Below are 24,671 nucleotides of genomic sequence, written 5' to 3' on the forward strand. Positions count from 1 at the left end.
CTGAAAACGGTCTGTGCGGCCTTTTGCCCTTTTTCGGACCATCTTCGCAAGCACAGCTTTAGACCATGTTGCACTGCCAAGGAACTATCATGCGTTTAGCCCTTTACACCGGACTAATACTGGCTGGCGGTTTCACCGGCCTGAACCCGGCGCTCGCCGCCGATCCGACCGGCGACTGGCGGGTTGCCGACGCCGTCGCCAACATTCGTGTCGCCCAATGCAACGGCAGCATGTGGGGCGCGGTTTCCTGGGAAAAGCAGCCCGGCGGCCGCGATGAATACAATCCGGATGCATCGAAAAAGACCAGGCCAACGCTGGGCATGGCGACCCTGATCGACATGAAGAAGAAGCCCGGCACCGATCAGTGGGAAGGACAGGTCTACAACGCCAAGGACGGCCAGCTCTACAGCGCGACGATCACGCCTGTCGGCACTGACCAACTCGAGATCAAGGGCTGCGTGATGGGCTTCCTCTGCGGCGGCGAGACCTGGACCCGCGTCGGCCCGCCGATTCCTTTGAGCACCGCCAACGCCATGGCCAAGGGCGCGCCGAAGCCCACCGGCGCGGCGCCTAAAGCCCAAGGCTCCACAGGCGGCACGACCGGCACCACAGCGCCGGCCCCTGCCCCCGCAGCCCCGAAGACCGCCACCACTGCCAAGCCCGGTCAGAAGAGCGCCGCCGACCCGGTCGGCGACATCTGCCTACTCCCTGAGATTGCGGGGTTTGCCCATTAGGGCCGGCTGGAACAGCAGCACTGCGGCAAGCGTCGTCACCAGCGAGAGTGCGAGCAGCTTGCCCATGCTGGATGTTCCGGGGTGGCTCGATAGCCACAGGCTGCCGAACGCGGTCGCCGTCGTCAGCGCGCTGAAAAAGATTGCGCGCGTCAGGCTGGTCTGGAGCAGGTTTGTCCTGCCCGAGCGCCATGCCACGACATAATAGATCTTGAAGGCGACGCCGACGCCGAGCAGCAGCGGGAACGCGACGATGTTGGCGAAGTTGAGCGGCAGGCCGATCAACACGCAGATTTCGAGCGTGACGGCGCCGGCGACCAGCAGCGGCACCAGCGTCATCAGCACGTCGACGAACCGCCGCAGCGTGATCCAGAGCAACAGGCCGATCACCAGCAACGCGTAGATGCCGGCGTGGATGAACGCCTTCACCACGGTGTCACCGGATTTCAGGATCGAGACCGGACCGCCGATCGCGGTCGGCTCCGCCGCGAGCACCGCCGCTGCAAATTTGCGCAGCGTGTCGTTGTCATTGGGATCGCCTTTCGGCAACGCCTCGACGCGGATGATGCCGTCCTTGCTCTTCCAGGCGTTGACGAGATCGGGCGGCAGTGAGTTCAGGGTGACCGGCCCGGCCTGCATCGCGTTCCTGAGCTGGTTGAGCGCGATCTTCAGCGGCGTGACGAACACGTCCTGCGCTTTGTTCCGCGTGGTCTCGTCGCCATTGGCGAGCTTTTCGAGCGCGTCCGCAAGCCGGCGCGAGGCGACCGCACCCGGGCCCTTCGCGTCACCCGCGGTCCGGCGCAGATTGTCGACCGAGGACTTCAGCGAATCGACGTTCTCCTTGTCGGTCGGCGCCGCATCGATCTGATCAGGATTGAGCGCGGGGTTAAGCACCTTGGCGCCCTGCTCGAGAAGCTTCAGCTTCGGCGGCTGGTCTTGCGGCACGAAGCTGTCGAGCGACATCACGCGCAGCACCTCGGGCACCTTCTCCAACCTCGCCTCGACCTGCCTCGCCTGCTCCTCGGACGTGGTCATCACGTTGATGGCATTCGCGCCGGTGTTCGGATCCTTGCGCAAATCGAGGAAGGTCGCGATCGACTCCGCGTGCGGGTTGCGCAGGTTCATCGGGTTGAAGTCGAACTTCATGAAGTAGAGCAGCGGCAGGCCGGCGAGCGCCAGCAGCAGTGTGCCGCCGACGACCAGCACACGGTGCTTCTCCAGGAAATGATCGAGCGGTGCCAGGAAGGCGTAGCCGACCGGTTCCTTCTCGCCGGGCGGGTTCAGCAACTTCAGCATTGCCGGCAGGATGGTGATCGAGGAGAGGAACGCGACCAGCATGCCGACACCGGCGATCTGGCCGAGTTCCGCGATGCCCTTGTAGTCAGTCGGCATGAAGCAGAGGAAACCGGCCGCGGTCGCCATCGCCGCAAGCGAGAGCGGCACCGCCGAGCGTTTCGCAGCCAGCACCAGCGCCCCCGAAAGGTCGTTGTGCTTGTAGCGCTCCGAGCGGTAACGAACGCTGTACTGGATGCCGAAATCGACGCCGAGGCCGACGAACAGCACCGCGAACGCGATCGACAGCAAATTGAACGAGCCAACCATCATCAGACCGGCGGCGGTCGTGATCGCAAGCCCGACGAAGAGATTGATGAACACGGCGAAGATGATCTTCGCCGAATGCAGCGCGAGCCACAGGATGAGCAGCACGACGAGGACCGTGCCGACGCCGTTGACGACGGCGCCCTCCTGGACGGTGGCGTATTCCTCGTTGGCGATCGGCACCGGACCGGTCAGCCGCACCCGCGCCTGGTACTTGGTCGGAAAATCCAGGTCCGCCGCGGCCTTGCGGATCGCGTCGGTGGCGCCCTTGCCGGGCTCCAGCGCGTTGTAGTCGAGGATCGGCTTGAACTCGATGAAGGCGCGCTTGTCGGAATCCGACAGCGGCTCGTCACTGACGAGCTCACGCCAGGAGAAGCTTGCATTGCCCTTGTTGAGCACGGTCTCGACGGTCTGCGCGATCTGGTTGAAGGGCCGCGCGGTGTTGTCGAGCTTGACCTGGCCGCGCTTGACGCCGGCAAGTCCCGTCTCCAGCGCGCCGGTCAGGCCGCGGATCGAGGGGTCGCCCGCCATGATCTCGACCAGGGGCGCTGCGGATTCGAACTGGCTGGTGATCTTGGCGACTTCCTCGGTCGGCAGGAACAAGAGGCCGTTCTTCTCGAAGAACTCGCCGGTGCCGAGCTGCTGCATCGATTGGAAGTTGGTCTTATCGTCCTTCAGCTTGGCAAACAGCGCGTCCGAAGCCGCGGTCGCCATCTCCGGCGTCTTCGCCTCGACGACCGCCGTGATCGTGGCATCGCGGTCGAAGGCGCGGTCGAACTGCTGATCGCGTTGGCGCCAGTCCAGATTCTGGGCAATCAGCGAATTGATGTCGGTGTTGATGGCGAAATGCTGGGACGCGTAATAGCCCGCCCCCACCGCCAGGAGGAGCCCGAGAACGACGACGAGGGAGGCAAACCGGGTGCAGGCCCTGACGATGGCAACGACTACGCTTTGCAGCATCTTTTCTTTCTGCGGTTAACAGCTTGCCGGAAACGCCCGCTGTTTATCGGAGTTCCCCAGCGAAACCTATTGCTGTTTTGAGTGGTTCTCACCGCACGAAGGTTCGAGGTAAACGGCGAGAGACCGTGGCAAAATCATGCGGGGCGGTCGGTATAGCCGGGGACTTGAGGCGGGAAAGTGACGAAGAGGTGAGCACAATTGCCGCCCTCTTGCCCGTCGCGATTGCCCTATTATATTACCGTGAAACGACATCGCTCGGAACCCGGGTTTCATCCGGTCTTTCCTTTTTGCCGATTTTTTGACACAAAGCGCTGTGCCTCCATGCGCCGAGGCCCAGTTGGGGTGGGCGGTTACCGCATGCGCGAACCAATGGTGCGGTTATTGCAACTCATTGGGCAGTATCGAGGTGCCGCCGGGGACCTAAGAAGCGGATTGGTGCAACTTGCGTGATGGGCGTCCTATGGAAGTTTTTCTAGCGCAGCCGCGCGGCTTTTGCGCGGGCGTGGTGCGTGCGATCGAGATCGTGGAACGGGCGCTGGAGAAGTACGGCCCGCCCGTCTACGTGCGCCACGAGATCGTACACAACAAATACGTGGTCGAGAGCCTGAAGAACAAGGGCGCGATCTTCGTCGAGGAATTGTCCGAGGTGCCGCCGAAGTCGGTGACCGTTTTCAGTGCCCATGGCGTCGCCCGCAGCGTCGAGGAAGAGGCCGCCGCGCGCGACCTTCCGGTCCTCAATGCGACCTGCCCCCTGGTCACGAAAGTTCACAATCAGGGGAAGAGGTACATCACCAAGGGCCGCACCCTGATCCTGATCGGCCATGCCGGCCACCCCGAGGTCGAGGGCACGATGGGCCAGGTTCCCGCCCCGGTGCTGCTTGTCCAAAGCGTTGAAGAGGTTAAGGCCCTGACGCTGCCGGCGGATACGCCAGTGGCCTACATCACCCAGACCACCCTGTCGGTCGACGACACCAGGGACATCATTTCGGCCCTCCAGGCCCGCTTTACAGATATTCAAGGTCCGGATATCCGGGATATCTGCTATGCGACACAGAACCGCCAATCTGCGGTAAGGGACTTGAGCAAGCTGGTCGACGTGATCTTGGTGGTGGGCGCTGCCAACAGCTCGAACTCGAACCGGCTCCGCGAAATCGGCACTGAAGCCGGCGTCGCGAGTTATTTGATTGCCGACGGCAGCGCGCTCAATCCGGAGTGGTTGAAAGATGCCAAGACCGTCGGCGTCACGGCCGGCGCTTCGGCGCCTGAGGTACTCGTGGATGACGTGATCGAAGCGATGCGGCGGATCGGACCGGTCAAGGTCCAGGTGCTCCCCGGTCGCGAGGAAAACATCGAATTCCGGCTTCCGGCCCAACTGGCCGCGAGCTGACCCACCCGAATTTCAAGCCCAGAAAGAAACGTGTAATGGCAATCCCCTTCTTCAAGGAAATGCGTATCGGCGGCTATTTGCTCAAGCAGAAACTGCTTGGCCGCAAGCGCTATCCGCTCGTGCTGATGCTGGAGCCGCTGTTCCGCTGCAACCTCGCCTGCGTCGGCTGCGGCAAGATCGACTATCCCGATGCCATCCTCAACCGTCGCATGACGGCGCAGGAGTGCTGGGACGCGGCCGACGAGTGTGGCGCGCCGATGGTCGCCATTCCCGGCGGCGAGCCGCTGATCCACAAGGAGATCGGCGAGATCGTGCGCGGCCTCGTCGAGCGCAAGAAGTTCGTCTCGCTCTGCACCAACGCGCTGCTGCTCGAGAAGAAGCTCGATCTGTTCACGCCGTCCCCGTATTTGTTCTTCTCCGTACATCTCGACGGCCTGAAGGACCATCACGACAAGGCGGTGTCGCAGAAGGGCGTGTTCGACCGTGCCGTCTCCGCGATCAAGGCGGCCAAGGCGCGCGGCTTCACCGTCAACGTCAACGCCACCATCTTCGACGGCCATCCGGCCGAGGAGATCGCGAAGTTCCTCGACCTCACCGTCGAGCTCGGTGTCGGCGTCTCGATGTCGCCGGGCTATGCCTATGAACGTGCGCCGGACCAGGAGCACTTCCTCAACCGCACCAAGACCAAGAAGCTGTTCCGCGACGTCTTTGCGATGGGCAAGGGCAAGAAGTGGAATTTCATGCATTCCGGCCTGTTCCTGGACTTCCTCGCCGGCAACCAGGAATACGAGTGCACGCCGTGGGGCATGCCCGCGCGCAACATCTTCGGCTGGCAGAAGCCCTGCTACCTGCTCGGTGAAGGCTATGCCAAGACCTTCAAGGAGCTGATGGACACCACCGACTGGGAGACCTACGGCACCGGCAAGTACGAGAAGTGCGCCGACTGTATGGCCCATTGCGGCTACGAGCCAACGGCTGCCACCGCTGCCCTCAACAACCCGCTGAAGGCGATGTGGGTGTCGCTGCGCGGCATCAAGACCACGGGTCCGATGGCGCCGGAAATCGACATGTCCAAGCAGCGTCCGGCGCAGTACATCTTCTCGGAGCAGGTCCAGAAGAAGCTCTCCGAGATTCGCAAGGACGAGGCCGCCGCCGCGCAGGAGAAGGCCGCTCGGAAGGCCTCGACTGCTGCGTAATCGCGCCAGCAAGAGTCACAAATGAGAAAGGCCCGGTCGCCATTGGCGACCGGGCCTTTTTCTTTTGCCGGATCGAGAAGCTCAGGCTGCCTTGGAGACCAGGGCCTCGCTGTCGACGAGCTCGGTGCCGATCAGGTAATCGCGGCAGCCGCGCAAGCTGCGGAGCGCGCGGTTGAAGTCGATGCCGGTCGAGACCAGCGCATGCAGCGTCGCCGGGTTGCGGACAATGCCGCGCAGCACGGCGGCAAGGTCGATCTGGCCGTTCGGCTTGATGGCGGCGCGGGCGAGCGCCGGCAGCGCGCGATGGGCGGGATCGCTGATGACGCGGACCGCGGCGAAGGGCAGCCCGGCTTCGGCGGCGTAGGCGGCCGCGATATGGCTTTCCATGTCGACGGCAGAGGCTCCGGTCTCCGAATGCAGCGCCGCCTTGCAGGAGCGCCCCGTGACCACTTCCTCGGCACCGGCGAGGCTGCCGCGCACGACGCGGCGGCGGCCCGACGTCAGACGGTCGATGAGGTCGTCGCCGAGCGACAGGCCGGCCGCCCAGCGGGTATCGCCAGAGAGCACCTCGGTCGCCAGCACGACGTCGCCGGAGCGCAGCGTCGGGTCGAGCCCGCCGGCCACGCCAAACGAGATCACGCCGCGAATCGTATCGGGATCCACCACCGTCAGAAGCGCCCGCAACTGGGTTGGGCTGCTCGACGAACAGATGACCGCCATCCCGGGCCCAGCCGCGATGCGGGCCTCCTGGACCAGTCCGGTCACGATCAGTATCGGCCGCGGGTCGATGGCAGTCCCCACGGTAATATAGTCCCCCGTCCCCAAAGTCACATTCCGACCCCTACCACCCTGCTGTTGGTGTTCCGCAAGTTCCGATACCGCGCCAGTGCCCACAACGGAAAGAACTTCGAGTAACCATGGTACCGCAGATAGAATACACGGGGAAAGCCTGTGGCGGTGTACCGCTGCTCGTCCCACAGTCCTTTTTTGTTCTGTGTTGCAATCAGGTACTCCACCCCGCGGGCGACGGCCGGGTGATCAACCTCGCCAGCTGCCATCAAGGCAAGCAAAGCCCATGCCGTTTGCGAGGCGGTCGACGGGGCCGCCTCCCATCCCCGGTAGTCCAGCCGGTAGCTGACCGCGTCCTCGCCCCAGCCACCGTCGTCGTTCTGGATCGAGGCCAGCCAGTCGGCAGCCTTCCGAATCATGGGGTCGTCATGGCGGACGCCGGCCATGTTGAGGGCACAGAGCACCGACCAGGTTCCGTAGATGAAGTTCATGCCCCAGCGGCCGTACCAGGACCCTTCCGGGTGCTGGGTCTTCCTGAGGTAGGCGACCCCGTCGGCGACGTGCTTGCTGGTCTGCTCGGTCTCGCCGAGCTGGGCCAGCATGGACACGCACCGCGCGGTGACGTCCTCGGTCGGCGGATCGAGCAGCGCGCCATGGTCCGAGAACGGGATGTTGTTCAGGTAATATTCGAGGTTGTTGACGTCGAAGGCGGCCCAGCCGCCATCGTCGCTCTGCATTCCCTCGATCCACTCGCGGCCGCGATCAATCGCGACGTCGTAGCCGGTCGCACCGTGTTCCCGGCGCATGCGGTCCATCGACATCACCACGACGGCGGTGTCGTCGAGATCAGGGTAGTGCGCATTGTTGTACTGGAAGGCCCAGCCGCCCGGTCGCACGTCGGGCCGCTTCACCGCCCAATCGCCCTTCACCTCGAGCTCCTGCTTCGGGATCAGCCAGTCGAGGCCCTGCTTGGCCGCAGGCACCGCCTTGTCGCCGCCGGCTTCCAGCAGCGCGTGAGCGGTCAGCGTCGTATCCCACACTGGCGAGACGCAGGGCTGGCAGTAAGCTTCGTCCTCGCCGATCACGAGCAGCTTGTCGATGCCGCGGCGCGTGATCGCGCGCGGCGGGAAGTTCTCGTCCTTGCCGAGCGCGTCATACATCATGACGATGTTGGCCATGGGCGGATAGATCGCGCCCATGCCGTCCTCGCCATTGAGCCGCTCCTCGGTGAAGGCGAGCGCAGCGTCGATCGCGCGCTTGCGCAGGCTCTTCGGAAACAGCGGCTCGATCACGCGCAGAATCGCGTCGAGCGAACGGAACAGCAGGAACCAGGCCATGCTCTGATGCGGCGCCTTGGCGGTCATGCCGATCGAGCGCGGATCCTGCAGGAACAATTCGTCGATGCCGACGCCCTTCGGATTCTTCGCGCGCGGCTTCAAGGCCGCAATCACCATCAGCGGCACCATGGTGGTGCGCGCCCAATAGGAGATCTTGTTGAGGTGGAACGGCGACCAGAACGGCAGCAGCACGATCTCGATCGGCAGCACCGGCACCGCACGCCAGGTCACGACGCCGAACGTCGCGAGCAGGAAGCGGGTGAAGACGTTGCTGTTGATCGCGCCGCCGCGCGCGTGGATCGCCTCGCGCGCACGCACCATGTGCGGGCTATCCGTGGAATCGCCGATCATCTTCAGCGCGAAGTAAGCCTTCACGCTGGCGCTCATGTCGAACTCGCCGTCATGCACGAGCGGCCAGCCGCCATGGGCGCCCTGCACGCGACGCAGATAATTGCCGATCTTGGCCTCGAGCACGGTGTCGACGGGCTCTGCGAGATAATGGCGCAGCAGGATGTATTCCGCCGGAATCGTGCAGTCGGCCTCGAGCTCGAACACCCAATGGCCGTCGGATTGCTGGAAGCCGAGGACGCCTTGCGTCGCCGACGCAATGCTCGATTCCAGGATGCTCGATTCCAAGGCTTCGCGGCTGGTCGCGTTCACGGAATCCATGTCGCTCGATTGCTCCGATAGTCGATTGAAATTTGACCGGGACTTTGCCCGTCAGGGCCGCTTTGCGGCCAAAACCAGATCGGCGGCGCGATCACCGGATCGGACCGATCCCTCGATGGTTGCAGGCAATCCCGTAGCAGTCCAGTCGCCGGCAAGAAACAGGTTTTTCAGCGCGGTGGCCGGCCCGGGACGCAGGGCATTCTGCGCCGGTGTGGCCGCAAATGTGGCACGGCGCTCACGTACGATCTGCCAAGGGGGCAACTCGCCGGAAACACCGCCCGCCTCGCAGACGTCGTTCCAGATCGCCTGCGCGAGTTCCTCGCGCGGCATGTCGACCAGGCGGTCGCCATTGCTGATGGTCACGGACAGCCGGTTCGGGAACGCGAACAGCCATTCCACGACACCGCCGATCACGCCGAGGATCGGCGCCGAACCCGGCGGCGGTTCGAATCGGAAATGCGCATTCACGATGGCGCGGAATTCGGTCGGCGTCTTCAGGCCGGGCAGCAGGCTGGAGGCGGCACGCGGCGGCACCGCCATCACGACGACATCGCCCTCACCGATCTGGATCACATCCTCGCCGCCGAAATTCAGCGCGCCGACCTTGCCGTCGCTGGTCGCAAACGAACGCAGCTCATGGCCGAGCTGAACGGTGTGACCGCGCTCCTGCAAGAACGTCACGGCGGGCTCGATCAGCACGGCGCTGAGACCGTCGCGCGCGATCAGCGGGCGGCACGCCTGTCCGCCGGCGAGCAGCGTTTCGCGCACGATCGCGCCGGCAAGCCCGGCCGAGCCCTCTGGCGGATCGACGTTGAGCGCTGCAAGCAGCAGCGGCTGCACCAGGCGCTGATAGAGGACGCCCTCGCAGGGAATGGACTTGCCGACCAGCGTCTCCTCCGACGCCCAGATCAGCGGCGCCAGCTTGAGATAATCGCTGAGCCCGGTGTCGGGAACGCGGCGGCTCTCGTCGAGCACCCAGGTCGGCAGCCGGCCATCGCCGAGATCGATCTGCCAGCGCTGCCCGGTCTTGATATCGACGAACGGAAACTGCGCGCGTTCGGGGCCGACGAGACCGGCCTCGGTGCCGATCGAGCGGGCATAGGCGCGCGCATGGCTGTTGCCCGACAGCAGCAGATGATTGCCGTTGTCGATGGTGAGATTGGTGGCGCCGTCGAAATAGGAACGACAGCGGCCGCCGGCCTGGTGCGTCGCCTCGTGCACCGCGACCTTGAAGCCGGCATTGGCGAGCCGCACGGCGGCGGAAAGGCCGGAAATCCCGGCGCCGATGATGTGAGCTGTCTTTTGCATCAGATGAACGCGTAACGGAGCAAGATCAGGATGCGTGTGACCTTCGACACACGCACCGGCTCGCGCGGCGCGTTGAAGCCGCGCGCGATCAGGAGGTCCAGAATGGAATGGTAGTATTTCGACATGATCCGTGGCGCGCGCACGGCGCGGCGCTTGTTGCGGTTCATGATCTCGTCCGACTTCTCGAAATGCGCCTTCGCACGCTGCGTCAGAGGCTGGCAGACCTTTGGCAGCGCACGTTCGGTGATCACGCGGTTCGGATCGTTGGAGGTGATGCCCGCATGCAGCAGCGCCTCGCGCGGCAGATAGAGCCGGCCGAGGCCCGCGTCCTCGTCGATATCGCGCAGGATGTTGGTGAGCTGGAGCGCGCGGCCGAGATGGTAGGCGAGCTGGATGCCGTCTTCCTCGGGCAGGCCAAACACCCGCACCGACAGCCGTCCTACGGCGCTGGCGACACGATCGCAGTAGAGATCCAGCGTCGCCATGTCCGGCGCGCGGATGTCCTGCGGCACGTCCATCTCCATGCCATCGACAATCGCAAGGAAATCCTCGCGCTTGAGGCCGAAGGTCTTCACCGAGGCGACGTAGTCCTTCAGCCGCGGCGGCGGATGGCCCTGATAGAGCGCGTCGATGTCGTTGCGCCACTCCTGAAGCGCGGCGAGCCGCTCGTCGCGCGGACCGTCGGAATCGGCGATGTCGTCGACCTGGCGGCAGAAGCTGTAGATCTGGAACATCGCTTCGCGCTGGTCATGCGGCAGGATGCGCATCGCAGCGTAGAAGGAGCTGTTCGATGCGGTCGAGCCGTAATTGGCGCTGGGCGAGGTCGCCTCAAGCGTCATGTGCAGTCCCCGGTCTGGAAATGGCCTTGCGTCCGATCGCGCGGCGGCCGACTTCGCCGATCATGCCGGCGAGGCTGAAAGTGAGAAGCTCGAACTTGTTCAGATGCACGCGCTCGCGCAGGGGATCACGCACCTTCAACAGGCGCACGATGCGGTCGGCATAGGCCTGGATCACCGACACGTCGACGCCGAGGCGAAAATCCCTGATCTCCGCGCTCAGCGACCTGCCCTCGTCGAGCAGTGCCTGGTTGCGCACGGCGAGCGCCTGAAGGCAGGCCAGCATCGCCGGCGGCGACTGCGTCAGCCCGAGTTGCTCGACCGAGGCGCCACTTGCGGCCAGCGCGTCGCGCGGCAGATAGACGCGATTGAGCTCGCGGAAATCCTTGCCGCAATCCTGCAGATGGTTGTTGATCTGGAGCGCCGCGCAGAGCGCGTCCGACGCCGCCCATGTCGACGTGCTCTCGCCGTGGACGTCGAGCATGAAACGGCCGACCGGCATCGCCGAGTAGCGGCAATAGTGGATGACCTCGTCCCAGTTCTCGTAGCGCAACTTGGTCACGTCCATGCGGAACGCGATCAGCACGTCGAGCGCGTGGCGCGGTGCCATGCCTCGCTCGGCCAGCGCCCGCCGCAGGATGACGGCTTCGGCCTGGGTTTCGCCCTCGCCGAGCAGTTCCGCCTCGAGCAGATCGAGATAAGCGAGCTTCTGGTCGGGCGGCAGCGTCGCGTGATCGGCGATGTCGTCGGCGGTGCGGACGAAATTGTAGTACGCCAGGATCAGCGCGCGATGGCGCGGATGAATGATCCAGGACGCGACGGGAAAATTCTCGTCGCGGTCACCCTTGCCGGATCGCAATTCGCTCGCAGAGGTCATCGAGGGCTGGTTTACAATCGTTTGGACAGGAAGGGCTTTTTCGTTCGCGCGGGCTCATGCCGGCGATGCCGCCGCGGCCCCCATATAGGGGAATACGGCCGCAAAACCAATCCTGTCTCTCGATGGCTGCCCTTCCGGATCCGGCCCGAAAAGGCGGCCCCCGGGCCGCCCTCGGTGGGCCAGTGGCCGAGCTTACTGGTTGTGGTTCTTCAGGACCTGGTCGCAGGCCTGCGAGATCTTGGCCCGGTGCTCCTTGAGGCAGGCCAGGATGGTGAAATCGCCCTGGTCGATGACCGGGCGGCAGAACTTCTGCACATCGCGGGTGCAGGCCTTCTGTTCGGCGTCCGTGCCGCGTCCTGCCTGGGCGAATGCCGCCGTCGAAAGGGAGGCCGACAACAGGGTGAGAGCGACGAGAAGCTTACGCATTGTATTCCTTCATTCTGACGGCAGAACCGCACCTATTCCCGGACAGCACAGGGCGGACGACCGGAACGGATTGTTCTGATGGCAAGTCGCCGCGGAACATGCGGCCTCGGAGAAGCCACAAGCACTGGCAAATGCGGCCAAATTGGCGCCACATCCACCAAATCAGGTCTTCCCTCGCTCATCATTGGCAGATGTAAGAGATTGATACTACGTCATAATTCTGGAACACCGCGTTTTGATGCGTACCTGTTGCAGAGCTGCATCTCTCGGCCCTGCTTTTCCCGCCAGAAACACACCGAAACAGAGAGAATCGCTCAGGCCGACCTGGCGCGAGGGCGTCGTGAACCGCCGTCCCTGGCTGTCACGCTTTGAACCTGACATAGGCTCGGAACACTAAACTTTCGATGTGGCGAGACGTTCATCGTAAGCGAACGTCATTCGAAAACGGGATATTCAAAATGCAATTCTTTGGGCGATCTGGACAGGCGATCAAGGCGGCCGGCATCGGGGCTGCGCTGCTCTTCTCAGTCTCGGCAAGCCACGCTCAGTCGTCCGGACCGTTTGCTGGTTTCGACGGTGCGTGGACCGGCACCGGCACGGTGTCGCTGTCCGATGGCACCACCGAGCGCATCCGCTGCAAGGCCGACTACAAGGTCGCCGGTACCGGTCTCAGCCTCAAGCAGGCCCTGCACTGCGCATCCGACAGCTACAAGTTCGATCTCACCAGCGACGTGACGAGCCAGGGCGAACGAATCTCCGGCAACTGGAGCGAGACCAACCGCAACATCTTCGGCAATCTCCAGGGCACCGCCGGCGGCGGCCAGATCGAGGTGTTCGTCGAAGCCAACGGCTTCGCCGCCAACCTGTCGCTGCGCACCAACGGCACCAAGCAGACGGTGCAGATCAGCTCCAAGGGCGAGATCCGCGGCGTCAACATCACGATGACGAAGGGCTGATCGCCCTCTCCGCTTCGTTCGGAATACGGCCCCCGGTTCACGCGAGCCGGGGGCTTTTTGCTGACATGAACATGCTCAGATGACTTGCCGAGACGGATCCAATTCGCAGACATCTTCTCAAGGCCGCCGGGCTCCTCGTGGCCAGTCGTGCCTTCGCCAATGACCAGCAAGGGCCGAACATCCAGCCGTCGTCCGTGAAGCCGCGTCACGTGCTCTGTTTCCTCGGCAAGGACAACAGCCTGCTGCATCGGCCGAAAGCGATGGCCAAGACGATCGCGGATTTCAACTTCAAGATCGACCGCACCTATTCGCAAGCCAAACCCGATCCGCATATGGAGCGGTCGTTCGGCGTCTGCTGGGACCGCGTCTTCCCGAAGGCTTGGTCTGCCGCGGACGAGCCGCCGTGGTCAACCACAAGGCGGTGCTCTACGTGCTGAGCCCGCCGCTGGACGAGATGTTCGACGCGGGCGCCGTCGCTGCAAAATGCGAAAGCGCTGGCGTCGCCCACGGCGTCGCGCGGTGGCGCAATCTCGCCGATCAGGCGCGCAAGGGCGCAAAGACCAGCCAGCGTCTTGGCATGCCCCTCGCCGTTGCCAAGGCGTGTCGTCTTGCTTTCGCCAAGCGTCCGCTCGGCGGCGAGCGCTACTACGAGACCGTCGGCTATCACCTCGTCGGCCTGCCGGATATCTACGTCGCGAGATCGCGCGGCAACGAATGGTCCGCGGTGATGCTCATGGAGGAGATCGCAAACGCGATGGCGGAGCACGGCATCGAAACGACGCTACGCGACCGCAGGCTCGCGCTCACGCTCGAGCAGGACTACGCCGCGGACGATTTCAAGTTCAATCCGTACGGGATCGTCCGCGTCGAGGCGTGAGCGCGAGGCGGCGTCTGCCGCCCCCGCCACTAGATCGCCGGCTTGTCCGGGCCCTGCAGTCTGGCGTGCAGGTTGATCAGCCACATCGCCGTCGGCCGCAGGATGAAGAGGTCGGCGACGAGCGCCATCACCATCGAGAAGGCGCTGAGCCAGCCGAACAGCCGCAGCGACGGCAGATCCGAGAACACGGTGACGACGAGCCCGCAGGCCAGCACCACCGTGGTCAGGATCAGCGCCGGTCCGACCAGCACGGTTGCCCGCTCCACCGCAAGCGCCGAGCCGACGCCCGGCTTGCTCTCGAGCCTGAGGCGGTTGAGGAAGTGGATGGTGGCGCTTAAGCCCAGGCCGAACGAGACCGTGAGCGCGACGACGCTGGCGAATTGCAGCCCCTCGCCCATCGCCCACAGCACCGTTCCCGACATCACCACAGGGAAGATGCCCGGCAGGATGCAGGCGAACATCACCACCCAGGAGCGGAAGGCGAGCCCGATGAAGATCGCGACCAGCGCGAACTCGACGGTGAGGCCGCGGTTCAGCTTCTCGATCATGCTGGCCGAGTTGCGCGCCGCAATCGCGGCAAGGCCCGTCACCGCGATCTCGTAGCCGGGATGCTTCTTGCGGACGGCGTCGAGCTCCGTGTCGAGCTTGTCGACGATCGGCAGGAGCTGGCTGGAATCCTTGTCCGGCACGCGGCCTGCGACCACCACCGCATCCTGTTCGGCGTCGATGAAGCGCCGGACCAGATGCTCGGGGATGACGTTGACATATTCCTTCAGCGTCGCGACGTCGGCGCTGCCGGCCTTTTCCGCAAGCCAGCGGCGCAGGGTCTCGAGCGACCAGACGTTGCCGACACCGGCCGCCTTCTCGACGGTCGCATGCACGTCCGCGATGGTCTGGAGCGTCTCCGGCGAGTAGAGCGTTTCACCCTTGGGGAACTGGACCAGCACGTTGACGGGGTTGGCGCCGGTGAGCTTGGCATCGAGCCGGTCGCTGGCGGCAACGGCCTGACGCTTGTCCGGCACCTGGTCCGCAAGCCGGTAGCGCGGCTCCAGATTGGCATAGATGACGCCGAGACCGGCGACGAACAGCACGGCGATCAGGCTGAACAGGCCGGGACGGCCCACCATGCGCACCGCGATCCAGTAGCAGAAATTGCGCAGCGCCTGGACGCCGGCATCCGCACTCTGGAACTTGACCGCGAACGTCTTCTCGTTGCGCACGAGCAGCACGCCGAACACCGGCACCAGCGACAGCACCGCGACCAGCGCGATGATGGTGGCGGCGAGGCCCGCCTCGCCGAACTTGCGGATCAGGTCGGAGTCCGAGAATTGCAACGCAATGAAGGAAATGCCGGCGGTGCCGTGCGTCAGCACGCAGGCCGGCCCCACCACCAGCACCGCATTCTTGAACGCCGTGAACTTGTCCTGTCCTGCGATCAGCCGGTCGCGCGCGGCGAAGGTGAGCTGCATCGAGTCGGAGAAGCTGATGACCATGATGAGCGGCGTCATCACGTTCAGGAACATGTTGAGATTGAAATTGGCCCAGCCGAGCGCACCGAGCGCCAGCAGGATCGCGATCATCGGCGGGAACGCCGCCGCCACCATGAACGAGATCTTGCGGAAGAAGATGATGGCGATGATGCAGCCGGCGAGAATGCCGAGGATGTTGTAGGTGAGCCCGTCGCGTTCGACCGCGTTGCGGATCTCGAGCTGCATCACCGGCACGCCGGAGAGCTGCACGTTGAGGCCGGTATCGCCGAGGTCTTCCTTCATCAGCGCCCGGATGTCGCCGACGGTCTTGGTCAGCTTGCTGGAGGCGACCACCTGCGGATCGAGCGACAGCACGATCAGCGCCAGCGTGCCGTCCTCCGACAACAGCTTGCCGCGGATGATCTCGTTGTTTTTGACGGTCTCGATGAACTTGTTGTAGGCGTCGCCCTCCGGGAGCTCAGCCGGGAAAAGCGCCGCCGGCAGCTTGCCCGGCGCCGGCGCCTGCCGCGCCGAGAACAGCGAGACCAGGCCGCGCGTGCCTTCGACCAGCTGCATGTCGGTGACGAAGTCGCGCAGCTTCTCGAGGTTGTTTCGCGCCAGGAGGTTCTTGCCTTCAACCACGACGAGAACGTCGAATTCCTCGGCCGGGAACTTCTTGGTCACCTCCTCATACTGCTTGAATTCGCGGGTGTCGGAGCGGAACAGCTGCGACAGCGAATCGTCGATCTTGATCCGGTGGATGCCGAACACGGCACCGACGATCAGGGCGAGCAGGACGATGCAGGAGACGATCGGCGCCCGGACGGCGATCAGCCCGATGCGCTCGAGCCCGAAGGCGATCGAGGACGTCGGTCCCTGCTCGACCTTGTCGACATGAACCTCATTCTCGCGGTGCTTTTCGAGCATGCCTTGTCCAGTTCCTAAATCGGCTCGGTCTGTGAGCTTATTGCGCCCCGCGAACGGCTTGAAAATGCCATACCAATGGGAGGCTTGCCCGTTGAAAATGCGCGGAAAATCGCCGCGAGGGGTTTAGCAGGTCAACCGGTCTTTTCGCAAGCAGGCCAAGTGTGGCCGAATCGATCAAGATGTGGCGATTTTGCCAGAACGCCCGTCATTCGGGCAAAGCCGTGCCAATTCGACGCGGCGCACGGTCCGCGCTCTCATCTTTCAGCGCCACGCCGGTGACCTCCCGGGCCATCCCCTCACGGACCAGCCAGGCGATCTTGAAGGCGGCCTCGTCATAGCTCAACCCGGACTTGTGGAGGTTCGAGACGCAATTGCGCTCGGCATCGGTGCGGCCCGGCTTCGGCGCGAAGGTCAGATAGGCGCCGAGGCTGTCGGGCGCGGACAGGCCCGGCCGCTCGCCGATCAGCGTCACCACCATGCGCGCGCCGAGAATCGCGCCGATCTCGTCGCCGAGCGCGACGCGCGCGCCTGAGGCGACAACGACACGTCCAATCGCGACGTCGTTCCCTTCCGCGAGCAGCGGCAGCAGATGAGACACCAGCGCCACCGCATGGGCGTGAACCGCCGCCGCCGACAGGCCATCGCCGATCACGACCGCGAGCTGGCACGGCTCCGCCGCATGTCGTGACAACAATTCGACCGAGTCGGCATCAAGCTGGCGTCCCAGATCAGGACGTCGCAGATAGTCTCCGCGGTCGGCCGCCCGGCTCCGCGCCTCGGTGACGACGAGGCCAAGCGCGCGGAGATCGGAGGCCAGACGCGCCGCGTCGAGGACGGCATGCACGGCATCGCGGGCGCGGGCATGGTCCAGCGTGAAATCGAGCAAGGCCCTTGTCGGCACACTCGCGCCGCTGCGGCCGAGCGCGACGCGCGCAGGCGTGAGCGAGCGCAGATCGAGGGTCGGGCGGCGCGGGACGGCCGGATCAGACATGTCGCGTCATTCGGCGGGAACGGAGGCCTCGCGCAGCCGCAGCGAATAATTCGAGGCGTTCTGCTTGCCGCTGGAGGCCGCGCGCGCAAAGGTGATGAGATGGTGCGCGATCAAGGTGCAGCCGATCAGCCCTTCGATGTCGCCGCGCTTGATGCGCCCGAACGCAAACTTCCAGAACACGCGCCTGTAGTCGCCGAGCACACCGACCTTCCAGAAGATGTTGCGCAGCATGACGAGACCGCGCCGGATGTTGGGCCAGGTCTTCATCTCGTCCGGCGTCGGCATCTTCAGGCGGTGCACATAGACGTTGTCGCATTGATACTGGAAGCGCGCGTAGACCTTCTCGGGCTCGTAGGCGACGCCCATGGCGTGCTTCCAGGATGCGACGACCTCGTCATAGGGCAACAGGAAGTCGACGTTGGAATCGCGGCCGTCATCCTCGATCAGGCGTCCCTCGCGCTCAAGACGGTCCCACAGCGGCGTCTTCGGCAGCGCCTGGAGCAGGTTGATCGTGAGCAGCGGAATCCGGGACTCCTCGACGAAGGCGAGCAGCGCCTCCGAGGTGTTCGGCTTGTCGGTGTCGAGCCCCATGATGATGCCGGACACGACCTCCATGCCGTAGGAGTTGATCGTTTGCACGCCCTCGAGGATCGGGACCATCATGTTGTGGTCCTTGTGCATCGCCTTCAGCGCATCGGGATCGGGCGTTTCGATGCCGCAGAAGATGGTGATGAAATAGGCCTCGCGCATCTTTTCCAGAATTTCGGGCCGCTTGGCGATGTTGAGCGTCGCCTCGCAGGCGAGCCGCACCACATAGCCGGTCCGCTTTTGCCATTCGATCAGATGCGGCAGCAGGTCCATCGCTGCCTTGCGGTTGCCGATGAAATTGTCGTCGACGAAATAGACCGTGTCGGTCATGCCGCACTCGCGCAGGCGGTCGAGCTCCGCGATGATCTGCTCGGGCGACTTGAGGCGCGGATTGCGGCCGTAGAGGCCGGGGATGTCGCAGAACTCGCACTGATAGGGACAGCCGCTGGAATACTGGATGCTGCCGAGGAAGTATTTCTTCACGTCGGCAAGCTCGTAGGCCGGAATCGGAAACTCCGTCATCGGCACACGGTCCTTCGTGGTCAGCACGACCTGCTGCGCCGGGCGCGACGTGTCGCGCGACAGGATATCGAGCAGCTGATTGGTGGCGTCGCCAAGCTCGCCGACATGGAGATAGTCGAAGGACGGATAGTAATCCGGGCAGGCGCTGACGGAGGGACCGCCGAGCGCGACCGGCAGATCGAATTCATGGGCGCGGCGGCAGATGTCGTTCATCTGCTGGCGCTGGATGTGCATGCCACTGACGAAGACCGCCTCCGCCCACGCAAACTCTTCCTTGGTCGCGCGCCGGAGATTCTCGTCGACGAATTTGACCTGCCAGTCCTCGGGCAGATAGGCCGCGAGCAGCAAGAGCCCCTGCGGCGGCATGAAGGCGCGGACGCCATCGGTCAATGGATAAGAATGCTCAAACGTCCCGAACGACGAGGTGTACCGCGGAAACACGCAAAGAATCCGCCGGGCTGTACCGTTACTTTCAGCTCGCATCAAAGCTCCCCCGCCACTCGACATAGCTGCGGAAATTGCCAGCCAGACACATAGCGTAATGCTGTCGCCGGAATTTCTCAATATTGTGGCATGAGCATAATTCGGAGAGGGACCAATGGTTTCCTCAAGCCGAAGGGGGCTCCGGCGGCGTCAGGCGATCAAACGCGAGGCAAAATCGGGGAGCAGGCCTGCATCGCCGGCAAGGCGGAAATCGGCGCCCGCAATCCCCGACTGCACCAGCCAGTCGTCGAATTCCGGCGCGCGGCGCAGCGAGAAGACGTCGCGGACATAGAGCGCGTCGTGAAAGGACGTCGACTGGTAGTTCAGCATGACGTCGTCGGCGCCGGGGACGCCCATGATGAAGGTGACGCCGGCGGCGGCCAGCAGCGTCAGCAGATTGTCCATGTCGTCCTGGTCCGCCTCGGCATGGTTGGTGTAGCAGATGTCGATGCCGAGCGGCAGGCCGAGCAGCTTGCCGCAAAAGTGATCCTCCAGCCCGGCGCGGATGATTTCCTTGCCGTCGTAGAGATATTCCGGGCCGATGAAGCCGACCACGCTGTTGACCAGCAATGGCGCAAAGGCACGGGCGACCGCGTAGGCGCGGGCCTCGCAGGTCTGCTGGTCGACGCCGTGATGGGCGCCCGCCGACAGCGCCGAGCCCTGGCCGGTCTCGAAATACATCACGTTCTCGCCAACCGTGCCGCGCCTCTGCGACAGCCCGGCCGCCTGCGCCTCCTTCAGGAGCGCAAGGTCGACGCCAAAGCTGCGGTTGGCGGCCTCGGTGCCGGCGACCGACTGGAAGACGAGGTCGACCGGCACGCCCTGCCCGATCAGCGACAACGTCGTCGTGACATGGGTGAGCACGCAAGCCTGGGTCGGGATCTTCAGCCGCGCGATGATCTCGTCGAGCAGCCGCAGCAATTGCGCGATGACGGCCGGATCGTCGCTCGCCGGGTTGATGCCGATGCAGGCATCGCCGGCCCCGAGCAGGATGCCGTCGAGGATCGAGGCGGTGATACCCCTGGCATCGTCGAAGGGATGGTTGGGCTGGAGCCGCGTGCTCATCCGCCCCTTCAGCCCGATGGTGTTGCGAAAGGCGGTGGTGACCTCGCATTTCCGCGCCGCCAGGATCAGGTCCTGGTTGCGCATCAGCTTCGAGACCGCCGCCGTCATTTCCGGGGTGATGCCGCCTGCCAGCTTGCGCAAAACCTCGGGCGTTGCGGCATCCGACAGCAGCCAGTCCCGGAAGGCGCCGACCGTCAGCGAAGCCGCCGGCGCGAAGGCCTTTGCGTCGTGGCTGTCGATGACGAGGCGGGTGACCTCGTCGCTTTCATAGGGGATGACCGCTTCCTGCAGGAATTGCCCGAGCGGGACATCCGCAAGCGCCATCCGCGCCGCGATCATCTGCTCGGCGCTGACGGCCGCGATTCCGGCCAGCCGGTCGCCGGAGCGCGGCGGCGTCGCCTTGGCGAGGAGATCGCGCAGGTCCGGGAATGTGTAGGTCGTGGCGTCGATGGTGTGGCGGTAGACCAAAGGCCCCTCCGGGGTTCATCGGCCAGTGGCCGACCCAAAATCGAATACGCGCTTGGCGGCCGGCGTGCACGCCGATGTTTGGGGCATTGCGGGCGAATCCCGGGCCGGGCCGGCGGAAACCGAGACAACGAAACCAAGAGGCTGAAATAACTGACCTTTCTTTCGACTAAGGACGAAGGGGCCGGGCCACGGCGTTAAGACTGCGTCCATCTTCATTCTGCATAGTTTTGCATCAATTTTATACCACCGCGCTTTTCCGGCCACTCCCGGCCATTCGGGTCCCCGCACCATGACAACCGATCGATCTGGGAATGCCACTGCGCTGGCAGGCCGTTTCACGCTGGCGACCAAGCTCTACGCGATCTTCGCGCTGTTCGCGCTGCTCACGGCGGCGATCGCGATGCTGTCCGACTACAACAGCCGCCGCAGCGCCGAGTTGACGAGCGCGATCGAGACCGCGAACGCCGCCGCGCTCAATGTCGAGCGGGTCAACTCGCTGGTCTACGCGGTCGTGATGGAATCGCGCGGCGTCTACATGTCGACCGAACCCGCGGTCGTGAAGAAATACGGCGAGGGCCTGCTCAAGTTCAACGCCCAGATCCTCGACGTCGTGAAGCGCTGGGAAACCATCGTCAGGGCCGACGATGCCGAGCAGTTCGCCACCTTCAGGAAGCGCATCGAGCAGTTCGTCGACTTCCGCAAGGAGCTGGTGCGCCGCGGCGTCGAGATCAATGCGGCCGCGGGCCGCGAATGGGGCGACAACGACGCCAACCGCGCCGTGCGCTCGGCGCTGAACAAGGATCTCGAGGCGCTGTCCAAGGTCTATACCGAGCGCGCCAAACAGATCGCGCATGAGACCGAAACCAATCGCACCCTCTCCTTCGTGCTGACCTGCCTCGGCGGCGTGGCGCTGGCGCTGGTCGTGATCGGCATCATCATCATCGCCCGCTCGATCGCCCGCCCCCTCTCCGCCATCACCGCGACCATCGAGCAGGTCGCGGACGGCGCCGAGAATGTCGTGGTGCCGCACTCTGGCCGCGCCGACGAGATCGGCGCGCTGGCACGCGCCATCCAGATCTTCCAGGACGCGATGGGCCGCAACCGCAATCTCGCCTCGCAGGTCTCGCAGGACTCCGCCGCGCGCGAGCAGCGCGCCCGCCACATCGAGCAATCCGTCGAGGCGTTTCGCGAGGCGATCGGCGCGATCATGCGCGGCCTCAGCGACAACGCCTCCGTCATGCGCGACACCGCACAGACCATCACCCGCGTCACGGCGGACGCGAGCAGCCGCGCCGGCACGGCGGCGAACGCGACCCAGCAGGCCTCGCACAACGTCACGGCGGTGGCAGGCGCAGCCGAGGAGCTGTCCGCCTCGGTGGTAGAGATCGGCCGCCAGGTCCGGCAGTCCGCAGGCGCGGTCGAGCAGACCGGCCAGCGCACCGCGAAATCGATCTCCGAGATCGAAAGCCTCGCGGCCGCCACCCAGCGCATCGACGGCGTGCTCAATCTGATCCAGGCGATCGCCGAGCAGACCAATCTGCTCGCGCTGAACGCCACCATCGAAGCCGCGCGCGCCGGTGACGCCGGCCGCGGCTTTGCCGTCGTCGCGCACGAAGTGAAGGCGCTGGCGGGTCAGACCGCCAAGGCGACCGCCGAGATCGGCGAGAACGTCTCGATGATCCAGGCGTCCACCCGCAACGCGGTCGACGCCGTGCGCGAGATCGGCGGCGCGGTGCGCGAGATCAACGATGTCACCTCGGCCATCGCCGGCGCCATCGGCCAGCAGGACGCCGCCACGCGCGAGATCTCGTCCAACGCGCAATCGGCTGCCCAGGGCAACGAGACCCTGGTCGCGAACATCACCTCGCTGCGCGACGCCATCGGCGAGACCGACACCGCGGCGGCCTCCGTGCTGACGGCCGCGAGCAGCCTGACGGAGACGGCGGACACGCTGTCGCGCGAGGTGGAGAAGTTCTTCCAGAACTTGCGGTCAGGGGCGGACAGCCGCATCGCCAGGGCGGGATGACAGTGCGCCCACCGCCGCGAAGCCTGCGGTGGGCTCGCTCCGACAAAAAACTGAAAAACAACCCCATGCACAGTAGCCGGGGATAGCGATATCAACGGCTTGACTATCGGCACGAGGTCTTGCGGATTTTACGAATCCCATTTGACTCGTCGGGCAAAACACCGGCATGATGTCATCATGGCGATGGTCCTCCTGAACCGAACCTGGCGAAGCACTGCGCGATGAACAAAAGCAATCGAGTGCTATTTCTCTGCACTGGAATCAGCCCAACGATTAAGCTTAGGCGTGCGCCAGTATCGTGTCGGACCTTGATCTATCTCAAGGTCTCCGGGGGCTAAATCGGCAATCTTTTGGCGGCGGGTGCATTGCCGATACCTCGCGCACACAGGCGGCGCGCGAGTCGAACGATTGAAGCCGGCATGGGCCCTTGTGCCTGATCTGACGGCAAGTCCCATGGAAGATCCATTCCTGAACTACTTCGCATTGGGCCTGTTGTTTTTCGTAGTGATCGTGCTGGTCTACGGCATCATCGCGATCCACGACATTCCGGCTCGGATCGCGCACGCGCGTCATCATCCGCACCAGGACGCGATCCACGCCGCAGGCTGGATCAGCCTGTTCATGCTGCACCTGCTGTGGCCGTTCCTCTGGATCTGGGCGATGATGTATCGACCGGATCGAGGCTGGGGCTTCGGCCAAAAGCCGGGCGAGCCCGCTTCGCCGCAGGAGGCGGTGGCTGAGCTCGAGGCGCTCAGGCGCCGAATGACGGAGATCGAAGCAAAGCTAGAGAACAGGGATCCAGCAGCTCAATCGAACAAGGAACAGCCTCGGCCTGCCGTCGGGCAATCGGGACCAGCGATCTCGGCTGCCGAGGGGAGCGCTCCTGCGACAGATGCGGTAGCTTTGGAGAGCCGAGGCGGCCGACGATAACTGACGTGCTCTCGAAGCTTGGAGCGGGAGGCCACCGATGGAAATCTTGCTCACTTTGACCTACGTGGCGATCTGCATTGCCATCTTCAAGATTTTCAGAATCCCGGTCAATCAATGGACGCTTACGACAGCGGCCCTCGGCGGCATCTTTGGCCTTGCGCTCCTGTTCATAACGATGGCCTACAATCATCCATTTTCCACCAACGCGCGCGTTTTCTTCACGGTCACGCCGATATTGCCTTCCGTTCGAGGCCGGGTGATCGAAGTGCCAGTCCAGGACCGTACCAACCAGCACCTCGAAGCTGGAGACATTCTCTTCAAGATCGATCCCAAACCTTACGAATATATCGTCGCGGAAAAACGGGCGGGGCTGGCGGATGCGGAGGCCAGTGTCGCCCAGCTCAAGGCGTCCGTCGATCAGGCCTCGGCGGCGACCGCAAAGGCGAAGGCCCAACTGCAGCTTGCCCAGGAGAACTATGACCGTCAGTTGACGCTCTTCCAGAAAAATGTCGTCGCTCAGGCCACACTCGACACCGCAACGCGCAATCTCGATGCGTCAAAACAGGCGACGGCCGAGGTGATTGCTGCAGAAGACCGTGCCCGGCAAGCATATGGCGCGACAGTGGATGGTGAGCACTCCGTCATCGTGCGTTTACGCAATGAGCTAGCCGACGCTCAATACGATCTGGATCAGACCGTTGTTCGAGCCCCTACAGGCGGCTTCGTCACCGAGCTGGCGCTGCGGCCGGGCGTGTATGTGGTCCCGGCGCCGTTCCGTCCAGCCATGATTTTCGTCAACGACGACAAAAAGGACCGGGCTTTGGCAGCGGCGTTCCAGCAAAACGCCTTGCAGCGCGTTCATGCCGGCGATGATGCCGAAGTTCTGTTCAGGGGCATACCGGGCCGCGTATTCAAGGCCAAGGTCCGCCTTGTGATCGATGCGATTGCCGGTGGCCAGCTTCAAACCACGGGCACGCTACAGAATGCCGGTGTGGTGGTGCCCGGAGACCGGACTTTGGTCGTTTTTGACCTCGTCGATGACATCTCAAATTATCAGGTGCCGCTCGGTTCGGCGGGCGAAGCGGCCATCTATACCGAGCATTTTCACGAGCTTTCGTTATTGCGGAAGATTCTCTTGCGCATGCGCAGCTGGCAGAATTACGTCTTCCCGGAAAGCATCTAGAAACCGCGACGTCAGCTGAGGTTTTTGTAGATCAGGTCAATGACCATACGGACTTGAGGGGCCAGGTGCTT

Annotated in this window: 20 protein-coding genes; 9 read left to right on the plus strand and 11 right to left on the minus strand. The window is 64.1% G+C overall.

Annotated elements, in window-relative coordinates; translation table 11 throughout:
* The first annotated feature begins 89 nt into the window (after window positions 1-89).
* Window positions 90-734 carry a DUF2147 domain-containing protein gene (locus tag JQ627_RS04390; protein ID WP_212482904.1) on the plus strand — a complete coding sequence of 215 codons (645 nt, stop codon included), beginning with the start codon at window positions 90-92 and terminating at the stop codon, window positions 732-734.
* On the opposite strand, the gene JQ627_RS04395 is transcribed toward JQ627_RS04390, so the two are convergent.
* Window positions 702-3,290 carry an MMPL family transporter gene (locus JQ627_RS04395; RefSeq protein WP_212482905.1) on the minus strand — a complete coding sequence of 863 codons (2,589 nt, stop codon included), beginning with the start codon at window positions 3,288-3,290 and terminating at the stop codon, window positions 702-704. The two genes, JQ627_RS04390 and JQ627_RS04395, sit on opposite strands and share 33 nt — an antisense overlap.
* 460 nt (window positions 3,291-3,750) lie before the next feature.
* On the opposite strand from JQ627_RS04395, the gene ispH reads away from it, so the two are divergent.
* Both ispH and hpnH read left to right on the plus strand, forming a co-directional pair.
* A complete protein-coding gene (gene ispH, locus JQ627_RS04400) occupies window positions 3,751-4,677 on the plus strand; it encodes a 4-hydroxy-3-methylbut-2-enyl diphosphate reductase (RefSeq protein ID WP_212483169.1) in 927 nt (308 codons plus the stop codon).
* Between the two features lie 35 nt (window positions 4,678-4,712).
* Window positions 4,713-5,873, plus strand: a complete 1,161-nt coding sequence (gene hpnH, locus JQ627_RS04405) for an adenosyl-hopene transferase HpnH (RefSeq protein ID WP_212482906.1) — start codon at window positions 4,713-4,715, stop codon at window positions 5,871-5,873.
* 81 nt (window positions 5,874-5,954) lie between these two features.
* Here hpnH and JQ627_RS04410 read toward each other — a convergent pair whose 3' ends face one another.
* From JQ627_RS04410 to JQ627_RS04435, 6 genes are all read right to left on the minus strand, one after another.
* On the minus strand, window positions 5,955-6,704 hold the full coding sequence (locus JQ627_RS04410; RefSeq protein WP_212482907.1) for a phosphorylase: 750 nt from the start codon (window positions 6,702-6,704) through the stop codon (window positions 5,955-5,957).
* The gene (gene shc, locus JQ627_RS04415) at window positions 6,701-8,668 is read right to left on the minus strand and encodes a squalene--hopene cyclase (RefSeq protein ID WP_212482908.1); all 1,968 of its coding nucleotides are present in this window, start codon (window positions 8,666-8,668) and stop codon (window positions 6,701-6,703) included. The genes JQ627_RS04410 and shc overlap by 4 nt, the downstream gene beginning before the upstream one ends.
* 51 nt (window positions 8,669-8,719) lie before the next feature.
* Entirely contained in the window at window positions 8,720-9,976 is a 1,257-nt protein-coding gene (gene hpnE / locus JQ627_RS04420; RefSeq protein WP_212482909.1) for a hydroxysqualene dehydroxylase HpnE, read from the minus strand.
* Entirely contained in the window at window positions 9,976-10,815 is an 840-nt protein-coding gene (gene hpnD, locus JQ627_RS04425) for a presqualene diphosphate synthase HpnD (protein WP_014496821.1), read from the minus strand. Before hpnD ends, hpnE begins: the two co-directional genes overlap by 1 nt.
* A complete protein-coding gene (hpnC, locus tag JQ627_RS04430) occupies window positions 10,805-11,689 on the minus strand; it encodes a squalene synthase HpnC (RefSeq protein WP_212482910.1) in 885 nt (294 codons plus the stop codon). Before hpnC ends, hpnD begins: the two co-directional genes overlap by 11 nt.
* Window positions 11,690-11,881: 192 nt before the next feature.
* Window positions 11,882-12,115 carry a hypothetical protein gene (locus JQ627_RS04435; RefSeq protein ID WP_212482911.1) on the minus strand — a complete coding sequence of 78 codons (234 nt, stop codon included), beginning with the start codon at window positions 12,113-12,115 and terminating at the stop codon, window positions 11,882-11,884.
* A 458-nt stretch (window positions 12,116-12,573) separates the two neighbouring features.
* Here JQ627_RS04435 and JQ627_RS04440 point away from each other — a divergent pair, with 458 nt between their 5' ends.
* The 3 genes from JQ627_RS04440 to JQ627_RS38950 all read left to right on the plus strand — a co-directional run bounded on the left by JQ627_RS04440 (window position 12,574) and on the right by JQ627_RS38950 (window position 13,948).
* Complete coding sequence (locus tag JQ627_RS04440) at window positions 12,574-13,071, plus strand: hypothetical protein (RefSeq protein WP_212482912.1); 498 nt, start codon at window positions 12,574-12,576, stop codon at window positions 13,069-13,071.
* A 137-nt stretch (window positions 13,072-13,208) separates the two neighbouring features.
* Window positions 13,209-13,508 (plus strand): hypothetical protein, encoded by a 300-nt coding sequence (locus tag JQ627_RS38945; protein ID WP_249142848.1) that lies wholly within the window; start codon window positions 13,209-13,211, stop codon window positions 13,506-13,508.
* Window positions 13,475-13,948 (plus strand): hypothetical protein, encoded by a 474-nt coding sequence (locus tag JQ627_RS38950; protein WP_249142849.1) that lies wholly within the window; start codon window positions 13,475-13,477, stop codon window positions 13,946-13,948. Before JQ627_RS38945 ends, JQ627_RS38950 begins: the two co-directional genes overlap by 34 nt.
* Window positions 13,949-13,977: 29 nt before the next feature.
* On the opposite strand, the gene JQ627_RS04450 is transcribed toward JQ627_RS38950, so the two are convergent.
* The 4 genes from JQ627_RS04450 to JQ627_RS04465 all read right to left on the minus strand — a co-directional run bounded on the left by JQ627_RS04450 (window position 13,978) and on the right by JQ627_RS04465 (window position 20,461).
* Entirely contained in the window at window positions 13,978-16,344 is a 2,367-nt protein-coding gene (locus tag JQ627_RS04450) for an RND family transporter (RefSeq protein ID WP_212482913.1), read from the minus strand.
* A gap of 205 nt (window positions 16,345-16,549) precedes the next feature.
* Complete coding sequence (eutC, locus tag JQ627_RS04455; RefSeq protein ID WP_212482914.1) at window positions 16,550-17,335, minus strand: ethanolamine ammonia-lyase subunit EutC; 786 nt, start codon at window positions 17,333-17,335, stop codon at window positions 16,550-16,552.
* Between the two features lie 6 nt (window positions 17,336-17,341).
* Window positions 17,342-18,928: a B12-binding domain-containing radical SAM protein gene (locus JQ627_RS04460; RefSeq protein ID WP_212482915.1), complete on the minus strand. Its 1,587-nt coding sequence runs from the start codon at window positions 18,926-18,928 to the stop codon at window positions 17,342-17,344.
* A gap of 150 nt (window positions 18,929-19,078) precedes the next feature.
* The gene (locus JQ627_RS04465) at window positions 19,079-20,461 is read right to left on the minus strand and encodes an ethanolamine ammonia-lyase subunit EutB (RefSeq protein WP_212482916.1); all 1,383 of its coding nucleotides are present in this window, start codon (window positions 20,459-20,461) and stop codon (window positions 19,079-19,081) included.
* Between the two features lie 289 nt (window positions 20,462-20,750).
* Between JQ627_RS04465 and JQ627_RS04470 the strand changes: the two genes are divergently transcribed.
* The 3 genes from JQ627_RS04470 (at window position 20,751) to JQ627_RS04480 (ending at window position 24,600) form a co-directional block, all read left to right on the plus strand.
* Entirely contained in the window at window positions 20,751-22,487 is a 1,737-nt protein-coding gene (locus JQ627_RS04470; RefSeq protein WP_212482917.1) for a methyl-accepting chemotaxis protein, read from the plus strand.
* 453 nt (window positions 22,488-22,940) lie between these two features.
* Entirely contained in the window at window positions 22,941-23,417 is a 477-nt protein-coding gene (locus JQ627_RS04475) for a DUF3302 domain-containing protein (RefSeq protein ID WP_212482918.1), read from the plus strand.
* Between the two features lie 37 nt (window positions 23,418-23,454).
* The gene (locus JQ627_RS04480; RefSeq protein WP_212482919.1) at window positions 23,455-24,600 is read left to right on the plus strand and encodes an HlyD family secretion protein; all 1,146 of its coding nucleotides are present in this window, start codon (window positions 23,455-23,457) and stop codon (window positions 24,598-24,600) included.
* Window positions 24,601-24,671 lie beyond the last annotated feature (71 nt).

The sequence above is a fragment of the Bradyrhizobium liaoningense genome (assembly GCF_018130785.1).
GTDB lineage: Bacteria > Pseudomonadota > Alphaproteobacteria > Rhizobiales > Xanthobacteraceae > Bradyrhizobium > Bradyrhizobium liaoningense_A.